Annotated in this window: 19 protein-coding genes; 13 read left to right on the top strand and 6 right to left on the bottom strand. The window is 37.5% G+C overall.

Features of this window, described 5'->3' with window-relative positions; genetic code table 11:
* From BR73_RS29235 to BR73_RS0126600, 5 genes are all read left to right on the top strand, one after another.
* On the top strand, positions 1–567 hold a 567-nt coding region (locus BR73_RS29235), incomplete at its 5' end, for a pyocin knob domain-containing protein (RefSeq protein WP_033169011.1).
* Between the two features lie 14 nt (positions 568–581).
* On the top strand, positions 582–998 hold the full coding sequence (locus BR73_RS0126610; protein WP_033166885.1) for a hypothetical protein: 417 nt from the start codon (positions 582–584) through the stop codon (positions 996–998).
* Positions 998–1,135, top strand: a complete 138-nt coding sequence (locus tag BR73_RS29230) for a hypothetical protein (protein WP_156034773.1) — start codon at positions 998–1,000, stop codon at positions 1,133–1,135. The genes BR73_RS0126610 and BR73_RS29230 overlap by 1 nt, the downstream gene beginning before the upstream one ends.
* A gap of 198 nt (positions 1,136–1,333) precedes the next feature.
* A complete protein-coding gene (locus BR73_RS0126605) occupies positions 1,334–1,741 on the top strand; it encodes a phage holin family protein (RefSeq protein WP_033166884.1) in 408 nt (135 codons plus the stop codon).
* Positions 1,734–2,393, top strand: coding sequence for a M15 family metallopeptidase (locus BR73_RS0126600; protein WP_033166883.1), 660 nt, complete (start codon positions 1,734–1,736; stop codon positions 2,391–2,393). Before BR73_RS0126605 ends, BR73_RS0126600 begins: the two co-directional genes overlap by 8 nt.
* Before the next feature lie 108 nt (positions 2,394–2,501).
* Here the strand turns inward: BR73_RS0126600 and BR73_RS28050 are convergent, their stop codons facing one another.
* The 5 genes from BR73_RS28050 to BR73_RS0126570 form a co-directional block, all read right to left on the bottom strand.
* Complete coding sequence (locus BR73_RS28050) at positions 2,502–3,170, bottom strand: Ig-like domain-containing protein (RefSeq protein WP_051685337.1); 669 nt, start codon at positions 3,168–3,170, stop codon at positions 2,502–2,504.
* 164 nt (positions 3,171–3,334) lie between these two features.
* Complete coding sequence (locus BR73_RS0126585; protein ID WP_033166882.1) at positions 3,335–3,577, bottom strand: hypothetical protein; 243 nt, start codon at positions 3,575–3,577, stop codon at positions 3,335–3,337.
* Between the two features lie 186 nt (positions 3,578–3,763).
* Positions 3,764–5,347, bottom strand: coding sequence for a recombinase family protein (locus BR73_RS0126580; RefSeq protein WP_033167681.1), 1,584 nt, complete (start codon positions 5,345–5,347; stop codon positions 3,764–3,766).
* A gap of 19 nt (positions 5,348–5,366) precedes the next feature.
* Positions 5,367–6,047: an ImmA/IrrE family metallo-endopeptidase gene (locus BR73_RS28045; protein ID WP_051685424.1), complete on the bottom strand. Its 681-nt coding sequence runs from the start codon at positions 6,045–6,047 to the stop codon at positions 5,367–5,369.
* 3 nt (positions 6,048–6,050) lie between these two features.
* Positions 6,051–6,305, bottom strand: coding sequence for a hypothetical protein (locus BR73_RS0126570; protein ID WP_033169010.1), 255 nt, complete (start codon positions 6,303–6,305; stop codon positions 6,051–6,053).
* 615 nt (positions 6,306–6,920) lie between these two features.
* Between BR73_RS0126570 and BR73_RS29555 the strand changes: the two genes are divergently transcribed.
* The 3 genes from BR73_RS29555 (at position 6,921) to BR73_RS0126565 (ending at position 8,428) form a co-directional block, all read left to right on the top strand.
* Positions 6,921–7,034 (top strand): helix-turn-helix domain-containing protein, encoded by a 114-nt coding sequence (locus tag BR73_RS29555; RefSeq protein WP_242860770.1) that lies wholly within the window; start codon positions 6,921–6,923, stop codon positions 7,032–7,034.
* Between the two features lie 754 nt (positions 7,035–7,788).
* Positions 7,789–7,926, top strand: coding sequence for a hypothetical protein (locus BR73_RS29010; RefSeq protein ID WP_156034989.1), 138 nt, complete (start codon positions 7,789–7,791; stop codon positions 7,924–7,926).
* A 250-nt stretch (positions 7,927–8,176) separates the two neighbouring features.
* On the top strand, positions 8,177–8,428 hold the full coding sequence (locus BR73_RS0126565; protein ID WP_033167679.1) for a hypothetical protein: 252 nt from the start codon (positions 8,177–8,179) through the stop codon (positions 8,426–8,428).
* Here BR73_RS0126565 and BR73_RS0126560 read toward each other — a convergent pair.
* The gene (locus BR73_RS0126560) at positions 8,425–8,778 is read right to left on the bottom strand and encodes a DUF2513 domain-containing protein (protein WP_033167678.1); all 354 of its coding nucleotides are present in this window, start codon (positions 8,776–8,778) and stop codon (positions 8,425–8,427) included. The genes BR73_RS0126565 and BR73_RS0126560 overlap by 4 nt on opposite strands.
* 268 nt (positions 8,779–9,046) lie before the next feature.
* On the opposite strand from BR73_RS0126560, the gene BR73_RS0126555 reads away from it, so the two are divergent.
* From BR73_RS0126555 to BR73_RS0126535, 5 genes are all read left to right on the top strand, one after another.
* Positions 9,047–9,286, top strand: coding sequence for a hypothetical protein (locus BR73_RS0126555; protein WP_033169009.1), 240 nt, complete (start codon positions 9,047–9,049; stop codon positions 9,284–9,286).
* Between the two features lie 105 nt (positions 9,287–9,391).
* Entirely contained in the window at positions 9,392–9,688 is a 297-nt protein-coding gene (locus BR73_RS0126550) for a hypothetical protein (RefSeq protein WP_033169008.1), read from the top strand.
* A gap of 49 nt (positions 9,689–9,737) precedes the next feature.
* Positions 9,738–10,115, top strand: coding sequence for an AbrB/MazE/SpoVT family DNA-binding domain-containing protein (locus BR73_RS0126545; RefSeq protein ID WP_051685422.1), 378 nt, complete (start codon positions 9,738–9,740; stop codon positions 10,113–10,115).
* 78 nt (positions 10,116–10,193) lie between these two features.
* Positions 10,194–10,694: a siphovirus Gp157 family protein gene (locus BR73_RS0126540; RefSeq protein ID WP_033167675.1), complete on the top strand. Its 501-nt coding sequence runs from the start codon at positions 10,194–10,196 to the stop codon at positions 10,692–10,694.
* Positions 10,695–11,327: 633 nt separating this feature from the next.
* A partial coding sequence (locus BR73_RS0126535; protein WP_033169007.1) for a hypothetical protein occupies positions 11,328–11,654 on the top strand: 327 nt, incomplete at its 3' end.

The following is an 11,654-nucleotide window of genomic DNA, read 5'->3' as shown; positions in this document are numbered from 1 at the left end:
AAATATACCCTTGCTGATACTACGAAGGGGTTAAATAAAATATATACCACGGGGGCCTTAGGGGTAAAAATAGTGAGTTATTCAGCAGGAGACGTAGGTGCTCCTAGTGCTTACTGGGGAATATGCCTGTGTAAAGGTAGCGCATCTGCAAAATGCACAGATAGCAATAGACTCCACAGGAAACAACAATATGAAAGAATGTATACAAGTGGAAGTCCAAGCTGGAACAGACTCTTAAGAAATACAGATTTAGCCAACACAGACACCGTTAATGATTCGAACAAACCTTTAGGCGCTAATGTCGGATATACACTTGGGCAGGAGATTGATGTTATTAATGGAAAAATTAGTGGTTCATCATTAGTTACTGATTTAAACACTGTTGTTACAGCAGGCATATACTCAGTCTATGTAGGTGCCACAAATACACCAGTTGACGCATACGGAATATTAACAGTAAAAACTGCTGATTATGGTCACTGGGTGTTCCAAGAATTTATTACAACTGCCGGTGCAAAATATAGCCGCAGAAACATCAACTCAACTGGGTGGTTCCCTTGGGCATAAGGAAAGGATAAACTATGGAAAAATTAATAATCGGAAACACAGAATTTGACCTTGTACCGATGGGGATATCAGAAGATGCCCAAAGGAAAACAAGGTCTTTTAAAGTTGTTAAAAGTATGGAGTTTGACCCCATGCTTCTAATAATCCGTGAGGGACTAGAAAAAAAGATTACCCATATCGGAAATGATGGGCAACCGGCAGCAGTTTATTCGGACTGTATAAGCCTTAAAAGAATGGCAGCAGAATACGGTACAGAGATAGACGGAGAGCCACAGGATACATACTTAATCGAATTAAGTACAGATGCCAGTATTGGAGAAATGAGAGCCTTACAGAGTGCTATGACTATACAGCAAGCAATGAGCGATACGGCCGTAGCTGAGATTACAATCCTTATAGCGTCTATGATAAAAGAGGAGGAAATAGCATAATGAATTTTACGGAAGATAATGCATTAGTACAAACATGGGTAAGGGTGGTTAAGAATGGGCAGTACGAAAAAGAGCAGGTTCCTAACATTGGTAACCTTAGGGATATTGTTAACAGTGTTCTGGAAGCTAAAGCTTAGAAAGGCGGTGTTACTTATGGTGTTTACACCAAATAGTTCAATCGTTAAGATATGGTTAGCTTAGTATTGGCAGGGACATACCAGCGCGAAGATGTTCCAAAGCTTTATAACTTACAGGAAGTAGTCTGGAGTATACTGGACAGTTTAGTATAGAGGGCAAAAAGGCTCCTCTTTTTATTATTGAGAGGATGGTATAAAATGGATAAATTATTTAATTCAATCAGTTTAGCCCTTGGAATGGTGGGCGGAATTATATGCAGTTGGTTAGGAGGGTTTGACCTTTTACTTAAAACTATTATTGTGCTCGTTATACTGGATTATGCAACCGGCGTAATTAAAGGAATCTATGAGAAAAAGCTATCCTCTGAAATAGGATTCAGAGGTATTCTGAAAAAGATTATGATTTTTATAGTAATAACAACAGCTTGGACAATCCAGAAGTTGCTGGGTGAAGCCATTGCCTTAAGAGAGATTGTTATAATGTTCTTCATTGTGAATGAAGCCCTTAGCCTTCTTGAAAACGCTGCTGTGCTAATACCCATACCACCCAAACTTAAAGAAACATTATTACAGCTCAGAGATAAGGAGGACTCCAAGAATGAGTAATACAGACCAATGCAGAGATATAAAAGAACTTAATCCATTAGTACAAGTTATGCTAAACCTTGCCCTGGAAGATATTAAGAGACAGGGCATTAACCCTCTTGTGGTGGAGACATACCGCCCATTAGAGCGTCAGCGTTATTTGTACTGCCAGGGACGCACGATATCAGAGTGTACAGCAGCAGGGATAACAAAGACTTTCGCAACGGCTCACAGCGCTCCTAAAGCTTCCAAGGTGACGTGGACTTTAAACAGTATACATATACAGCGTAAAGCCGTGGACGTCGTTCCACAGCGTAAGGTATCAGGCAAGATGACAGCTATCTGGGACAGCCAGGATAAAGAGACTAAAGCCATTATAAGTACAATGCTTAAGTATGGTTTTGAACCCGGAGCGAACTGGAAGGATAACCCGGATTCTCCTCACTTCCAGGTAAAAGGGGACTTTGAAAGTCTTTTTTATAAAGGCCATACAACCTATTATGTCACTATGGCAGTGCAAATAGCCCTTAACAAGAAGATAGGAGCAGGATTGGTAACGGACGGAATATGGGGAGATAAAACAACGGCAGCTGTTAATAAGTTCCGTGTACAGAATCTCTGGATCCAGAATGGTAAGCTAGGAGCTACAGCGTTAAAGAAGTTATTGGGATAAAATAAGAAAAACCCCGGGCATAGAACACCCGGGGTAATCCCCTCTGTAAATAATTATAACATAGATGCGTAAACAGTAAATGGACGGTTATGTCCAAATATATTAGGTTTAATACAGTAAACCCATCAATTCATACATTTCATCGTTAAAAGATTCATACTTGAATTCATAGGTTTCATCAGTTGCCCTTGGAGTTTCCTCCTTGATTCTATTATAAAGATAGTCTGCTTCAGTTCTAAGGGCCTTCCATGTAGATTTAAAGTCAGAATATTCACTGTTACTTAAACTTTTCACAAAATTATCATATAAATATACTTTCTTCATATATGATTCAGCGTTTTTAATCGATTTTTCAACATCTAATTTTCTGCCGGTAGCACTTGTCCCATCTTCAATATAATGGTATATATCACAAAAGCTATCGTTCCAAATTCCAACAACCCAGTTGTAACTTTCTACCTTCATATAATCAACATCATACTTAACAGTTACTTTACAGGTATATGATTTATTTCCCACTTTAGCGATTACATTAGCTTTACCACCAAACATAGCAGTAACCTTTCCTGAGGAGGACACCTTGACAATATTGGAATCACTGCTTGACCATTTCACTTTTTTAGTTGTTCCAACTAACTTTAAATCTACTGAATCCCCTGCAAATAAAGAAACTTTTGTCTTATTAAGTTTTATAGTTGCGGCACTTACGGTCTGTACAGGTCCGGCCAGAGAAAATATAAGTGCCAGGGTTAATAACAAAGATAAATACTTTTTCATATACTCCTCCTATGTGTAATATTATGTAATTATTATGGAGTATATTTCCTATGATGTCAAATTAAATAATCCCCCAGAGGGGATGGTTCTGGGGGATTAAATATAAATTGTCGCTTGCTCCTACGACTAGAACAAGTATATTGTAATACATATTCTGTAAAATATCAAGGCTTTATAACCCACTTATGTTCACGCGTGAAAAACATAAGCTCTATGCTTCGGCCATCGTCTAATTTGCAGAGGTAGTCTATCGTTGCAATACCGGCATAGTTGCGGTCTTGCTGCAGCTTAACATCTGTTACTTTATGATTAATTAGCTTATGCTTTTCATCCTCCAAGCGCACATAGGAAGGAGTTATATTACCTTGATGGTCAAATATTGCAATTACATCTATAGGGATATTCATAGGTTAGTACCTCACGGTTTAATAAATCTAATTATACAGAACAAACGTTCTCTTGTAAATGAAAAGACGAAATAACTGTGTATAATAAAGTAACTTCCTATTATAATGTATATATTACTTGTAATGGATGTTAACATATATGTACGTATTCATCCGCACATACAAGATAACAGCCATAGACATAATTTAATTAATCTTTACAGGAAGCTTTGGATACATCACGATTTGGAAGTCTTCAGGTGATCCAGCTTTGTCCTTGGTATATTCAATTTTTTCTACAATCTCCTTAAGCAATTCATTCTTTTGCGCTGCACTTGGCAAAGATTCATAAACATCAAGAAGATGTCTTATTTTTGGCATTAATTGATTTGATGCAGTCTCCATTTCAATATATCGGGAAAGTTTAGATTCTATTGATATCTTTGATTCATTAGCACTATTTATTCGTTCTGATAAGTTTTGCGATCTTTCCAGAAACTGTTCAGTGGAATACACTCCTTGCTCCAAGAGATCAAAAATGTTTATCTGCTGCTTGTTCAACGTAGCTATTTCTTCATTTATTGATTTCAAGGATTTTTCTATAACAGTTCGATTTATATCAGGTTCTATTTTTTGCTGATCCAATTCTACTGTATATCGATCGTACCAAGATTTTATGGTGCCAAGTATCTTATCTTCAATGTAATTAAATGCTGATCCTACATTTTTGCAACCTCTTGCATGACAAACGATATAATCTTTTTTTCTATGATTTCCAACCGTTGAACCTTTTCGAAGAACTGTTTTACGACCGCATATCCCGCAGACAATAATTCCTGCGAATGGGTTTTTTATCTGATTTTTATATCCAACGGGTGCAGGAGGGGCCATAGCAATAAATTCTTGCGCTCTAGCGAACACTTCTTCACTTACAATTGCTTCATGTAATCCATTCACAAGTACATATTCTTCATTCCGGGGGCGGCTAACTACCGGCTCTCCGTTAATTATTTGTTTTTGGTTTGCACGCCAATTCCACCTTATTTTACCTGCGTATACTGGGTTAATTAATATGTCTCGTATTGTGGATTTTACCCAATAGTCTTTTCTTGAAGGAGGTATATGCATCTCGTTTAGTGTTCGAGCTATCTGTTCTATACCTAAACGTCTTTTCTCATCGAATTCATCTATTATTCCTTCTGTGTATAGTGAAAATATCAGCTTTACGATATTGGCTTGTTCAGGAATGACTTCCAGAGTATTTCCTTTATCCCCTAGTATCTTTGCTATTTTATACCCATAAGCTGGTCTTGATCCTACAAATTTGCCTTCTTTTGCGGCGGCTACGCGTCCTCCTTGAAGTCTGCGGTTAATGGTCTTATATTCTCGGCGCGACATGAATAAACCAAACTCAAAGTATTCTTCATCGAATTCATTATTTGGATCATAGGTCTTAAGAGGGGTAATAATCTTTGTGTTAGAAACTTTAAATGCCTGTGCAACAATACCCTGGTCAATGGTATCTCCACGAGCCAATCGCTCCACCTCTACTACAAGTACGCCGGCCCAGATTCCAGATTCAACCTCAGACAGTAACTTTTGCATATCTGGACGAGAGGCAATAGAATCTCCGGATACAATTTCACGGTATATCTTTGTTATATTCAACTTCATTTTTTTTGACAATTCAAGTAACATCTTTTCGTGTCGAAGAAGAGTTTCGCCCTCTCCATGTGATTCAGCTTCAACGTCTGCTCTGGATTTCCTTAGATACATCACATAATTTTGCATATTAATTTCTCCCCCTTGATTATCTTAATGAGTCTATACAAAACGGTTGATTTATGTATTTTTTCTGACATAATAGTAACTCTAGAACATTTCTATATTCTAACCCTTTTCTTTTACATTCATAATAGATATCAATACGTTCTTTTTGGGCCAACCATATTTCGTGAGATTTCTCATATACGGAAACTCCATACATTCTATTCATTGTTTTAATACGTTTCTCAGCAGCACTAATAGAAACACCAAATATTTCTACTATATCCTCAGCGGTAATTCTTCTATGCTGACTCGCAGTCATATATAGGGTGTAATCAGGCATGAAGAGCTGAGATGCAAAAAAATGAGCTTCGATTTCTTCGATATCTCCGTCGTATGTATGCCCCAAATATATGTGCCCAATTTCATGAGCGAGTGTCCAGTTTCGATGTTTTGAATGTCTAATATCATCATTATACAGAACTATATAATAATTAGCTTTATTATCATATATAGTACATCCATCTCGCAGTGCTTGGTTTTCAGAGGATACAAAACGTGATAGAGGAGTATTTGTCAAGTCACTATAGTTCTGAATAGAATCAAATAAAATATTCTTATCATAATTTAAATTACGTATATTTAATATACGATTTGATATATCCTGCTTATGTAATAGCTTAGTAGCTTCTTTTGTGCATCTTGCGAAGTCAGGTTTTCTCAATACTTACTCCTTTTTTATTCCTTTAGCCTTAAGATATAAGTCTATAGTGGATTCGAATAAATTTACGATATCGTCTTTATCATCATCAGATACATCTCCAGCTTTTCTACAGAGCATTATCAGCCTACGCTCGGTATCATTCTTAGCAACAACTTTAGATAGATCTTCATTCATAGCATCTTTATCGCGCGCTTTTTTAAAAGCCTCAAACTTTGCAATATCCCCATCAAATTGAGGGGGGATATAGTCATCATACAAATCGTATTTTGCTAACAGGGTAAAATAATCAGTACCTAGTGCAGATGCTATGTCATCAAATATATCTTCTCTGATAGGTTCGTCTAAGACTTCGTAATTATATAAGTCTGTATCAGGAATTCCGACGAGTTGGCCAGCTCTCCCTGTGAAATCCCCTGATTAATTCGTTCTTCTTGAATTACGTGTCCCATCTCTTCAACGAAACTACTTCCCATTAAGTAGTCCAATGTTATGCCAAAATAGTCGCATACTTTTTTAGCTAAATCGGTCTTGCTAGTGATTCATTTTTCTTCCAAGTACTTATAGTGGATGAGTTCACGCCCGAATCCTTACAGAATTTATAAGGTGTAATACCGCGCTTAGCGCATAGCTTTTCGAATATTCGTACATAAAGGTTCCTCTCTAAAAAAAAATCTCGCAACACGAAATAAACTATTGACTAGCTCGGTATGCTGTGCTATACTTCAAGCATAGCTCGTGATAATGAGCGTAACAAATAGATTAATCGCAACTATAGTTCGGTTTGATGATATAACTCGTTTGGCAAACATAGTATATCACTAAACCGAGTATAAGCAAGTATTTTTTAAGAAAGGAGAGTAATTTTATGGGAAATTGTATTCCTGTGATGAAGTTGCTGAACGATATTCTGTCCAGGTAATAACGGTCTGGGATTGGATTCGTAAAAAGAAACTTCCTGCATTAAAAATAGGCAGGAATATCGCGTGAGTGATGACGATATAAAAGCGTTCGAAACTAAATGTAGGACTATTCAGGGAGGAGCAAATTGAAAATAAAAACGGAACTCTGGTCAAAACCATAAATCCGCTTTGTAGAAAAGGATGGGGAATGGTGGGCAGTTCTTGCTGATGTAGCGGCAGCCGCTCGATTTAGCAGCCAAAAGGATAAATGAAAGACTCCCAAAGGATGTCGTTTCAAAGGACACCCTTCTCACTACTGGTGGTCCGCAGATAATGCTTATTGTAAATGAATATGGCATTTTATGAAGCCGTATTTGAAAGCCGAAGAAAGAGGCTAAAGAGTTTAAACGGTGGGTTTATGAAATGCTAAAAAAGTCTCCGTCAGTCCTCTGGTATTGAAGGATTCCAGGTATTCCGATGCTAGACAAAGAACATCAGGAAAGAAGCAATGGGAAAAACTCAATCAGGCATTAAGGAAACCGGTACAGGTAGATTTCATCAAGGCAAATACCATAGCCAATAAAGCAGTTTCCAATATGTAATGGTTACCCTAAGATGATCAAGAAGGATAGCATGACTCCTGAAATGTTAGTGGACAGGCAACCAATTCTGGAGGACACAGTAAATCTCATGGAGCCTTAACAGATAAAATATGGTGATGGATTTTCAGTGAGCCAGAGTATTTACAATGGATTAAATAACAAGAAAAACAGGGTACATACCCGTCAAGAAGTACAACCAGCGTACACATAAGATATAGCCGATGGGAGGTGATAAGATTAATGGCAGTGGTGAAGGATTATTATGACGGGAATACCCATTTTATTATTAAGGATGACTCTTATTGTATCACCAGAGGAAGGAAAAACAATTCTAAAAAGGTGTGGTGCTATAGCTGCCGACAGTATTACAGCGAGTAAAAGAACGAGTTATCTGATGATAAAACCGCTTAGGCGGTATACGAGGGACAAGCTTCAAAGTGAAAGGAGAAACGCATGTTTAAACAAGACAATACATATAAGGTCCAGGGGCTGCATGGCTGGGAGTTTCATTGCCGTTACAGTGACAGTTATTACAACAGGGTCTGCATGGCCGTTAATTGCCCTTACTAATACCTTCTGTTAGTCGGCGGTGGATCCAATGAAAAGAAGGATTAAAGGAGGTGAGAGAATGAAAAGACAAGAGCAATTAATTATTCCGCAGGAGCTAAAAACAATTGAAGTTGATGTTGAGAAGAAGATTTTCAAGATTAATGGAAAAGAATTCGGTAAAGATTGTACAGGATTCCGTATTACTTGCATACCAGGAAGTTGGTCAATTCAAGCTGATGTAGATACTACAGTTCATTTTGTAGAATATGACAGCAAGGGAGAAAAGAAATCTGACCAGTCCTATAAAAGGAATGGCCAGGATGATTACTAATTATGTGGTAGAGCGGAATATACCTCAGCTGCAATTGTTATAAGAGTAGGGATTGAAGAAATTGTGCCTTTTAATATTTTCTTCCAAGTTTTATCTTCTCTTATTTTGGCAATGACATCATGGCCCAGGGGAGTAAGATCATTAATCTTAAATTCACCCCATATATTTTCAATTCCGTCAATCAAGCCACTGTCTTTACATTGTGATAAGTGATACATAATTTCATCATGATTATACTTAGACAGTAAAGAAAAATCACCAGGTGATTCGTACACCATTTCTTTATGGTAGCCTGTGTTTTCTTCCGCAGTAAGCAATATGTCACGAACACAATCAGGATTAAACTTCATAAGGAGCATTCTCCTTTCATAGTATATTCCGGTGCCAGCCGGTACTTATATTATAGGAGAAAAATGGAACTAAAACAAGAATAAAGGAGGAAAAAACTTGAACAGTGAAACGGTTACTATAGAAGATTGCCTGGATAATTATGAAAAGAAAGGCAAAGCAACTGTTATAAATGACGGACAAGTCATAGGATTCATCAAGGAAAATTAGTTGTATATGGCTATATATAGCCGTTACATATAAAATCTTGGGAAAGGAGGAAGAGCAACTATGAAAATAGGAGAAAAGGTTAAGGTTATCAGGCCGGGATATGAAGAGAGAACCTGGTTAAAAAAAGGTATCGTTGGAGTAATTATGCGGAATTCAGAATTTAACAATGGCTCTAATTGGGATGGTTTTAGTGTTAAATTTGATAATGTTACTGCTCCGGTAGGCGACATAAATCTTAATACCGATGGTACATATGATATGTTTAGAGATCAGCTGGAAGTTGTAGAGGCAGACTCATGAGGTCCCGTTGTTGTACCTGCGGAGGCTATTGGAATATAAGTATTTGGCAGGAGATACCGAAAACAGGTTATGTGTGCCCATATTGTAACAAGAAAGGAGGAAACCATGAACGAAATAGTCGTATGGTCAAGAAAAACAGCCATTCAAGAAATCATCAAAAAGATAGAAAGTCTTCAGGAAGAAATTAAAAACCTTAATGAAGAGTCTACGGAATTAGAACTTAAAGAAGCTTATCATAACCACGGAATTGCTCAAGGTTACATATTGTGTCTCAAGGAACAAGAAATCGAATATCCGGATTACGGTCGATTGCTTACAAGGCAGATAAGGCTTTCAGAGAGAATTAAGGAGCTGCAAGAAAAAAGGACCCTTGGTACTGCGAATACCGAAAGGTCCAGATAACAAATAAACCATAGCCTTATTATAAGGCAGAACTAGGAGGAATGCAAGTATGCAATATGTAAGAAAAATTGATGAAGTGGGAAGAATCGTTATCCCGATAGAGATTAGAAGAGCTGCAGGTATTGAAAACAGAGATTACCTTGATATGACCTTTGAAAATGGAGTATTAAAGCTAAGTAAGGGAAGAGGTAGACGTACTGACGAGTTAGGTAGATTTACGATTCCTAAAGAAATCCGCCGTACCAATGACTGGAGTATTGGACAAGCTATGGACATTTCCATAGATGGAAACATAATCTGCATCCGGAAGTTTGGTTGTGAATGGTGTGAGGAGACAGAAGATCTGATTGAGGTGGATGGACATAAGCTCTGCCGTAAGTGTGCGGAGAAAGTTAGTGCTGCCATTAAACAGGAGGCGCTGGTCTGATGGAGTATGTTCCTGATAATTATGACCAGTTCTTAATCCGTGAAGTGCAGTTATCTAAAAAAGAACAGGAGGAAGATAATGAGCAGTTTATACCAGATAACAGAGAATTATGATGCCGTTCTAAATATGCTCTACGATGAGGAAATGGACGAGCAGACTATATTAGATACCCTTGAGTCTATAGAGGGGGAATTTGAGGATAAAGCAGACGGATATGCCAAGCTTTATAAAACTCTTAAGTATGATGCGGATACAATACAGACTGAAATAGACCGTTTACGTTCTAGGCTGAATACCTTTGAGAACAGAGCGCAGTCTCTTAAAGACACTCTTGAAGCTAATATGAAGCAGATTGGCAAAACCAAGTTCAAGACTACTTTATTTAGTTTTGGCATCCAGAAAAACGGTGGTAAGCAGCCGCTTAAGATTGATGCCTTAGATGTTAATACCATTCCGGCTGAGTATCTTATTCCACAGGATCCATTACCAAACAACGAGAAAATCAGAGAGCTGCTTGAAAAACAGAAGGTTGCCTGGGCACATCTTGAACCACGAGGCGAAAGCCTGCGTATACGTTAGGAGGTACATATGCTGCATAGGCACTGCACTAAAAAACTTAAAGCCTTACATATGCTTGATCAATTATTAAATGGGCACAAAGGTTTTGCTGCTGGAGGTGTTTTAAAGACCTACTGAATGGAAAACCGGTAAAGGATATAGATATTTATTTTAGGAATCAAAAAGACTATGACGACGCGGTTGGTTGTTTTAATCATAACCCAGATTACGAATTATTTTATCAAAATGATAATGTAAAAGCTTATAAAGCTATAAAGCAAGGGTTCTCAATTGAGTTATGTCATAAAATTTTTGGTTCACCAGAAGAGATCCTGAATCAGTTTGATTTTACCATAACCAAATTTGCATACTTCAAAGAGATAATCCACTCCAGTGATTTTCCATTTGGAGAAGGGGAGGACAAAGAAGAATATACTGCTGTTTATGATGATAACTTCTTTGAACATCTATTTCTAAAATTATTAATTATTGATGATCAAATCCCTTACCCGAAATCAACATTTGAGAGAATGTTGCGGTATCAGAGATATGGATTCACACCTGACAAACAGACTATTAACAAGTTATGTTCAGCTATAAGCAAAACTCCAATAGCTGAATCTGACGATGAAGATTTTTATTAAGGAGGTACATATGTTTATTAATTCATCACATTTAAGAAAGCTTATGACCACTGCCTATAAGGGCGGTGGTGTCCGGATTGGTTATATTGATGAAGGATATGTGATTTTTGGGGGTAAATGGGGTGTTTGGCTTGATGTAAACTTTATTCCGAATAAAGTCAAAGCCGTTATTATGGAGCTGGCTGGTACACTTCCGGAAGAAGGGACGTTATTCTCAGTAAGCAAAGAGCGTCCAATGCCACAGCTTGAAATGGATATACACAACCATGCCCATATAAATATCCTTCAGCGTGAAGCAAAATATCCCGTAACTGTCACTGATGTGTTATTGGACAAG

Origin of the sequence: Clostridium sp. KNHs205, assembly GCF_000702945.1 — a bacterium.
In the GTDB taxonomy this organism is placed as follows: Bacteria; Bacillota; Clostridia; order Lachnospirales; family Lachnospiraceae; genus Anaerocolumna.
Note: the sequence above shows the minus strand (reverse complement) of the source record. Positions and strands in the feature narration are given on the sequence as shown.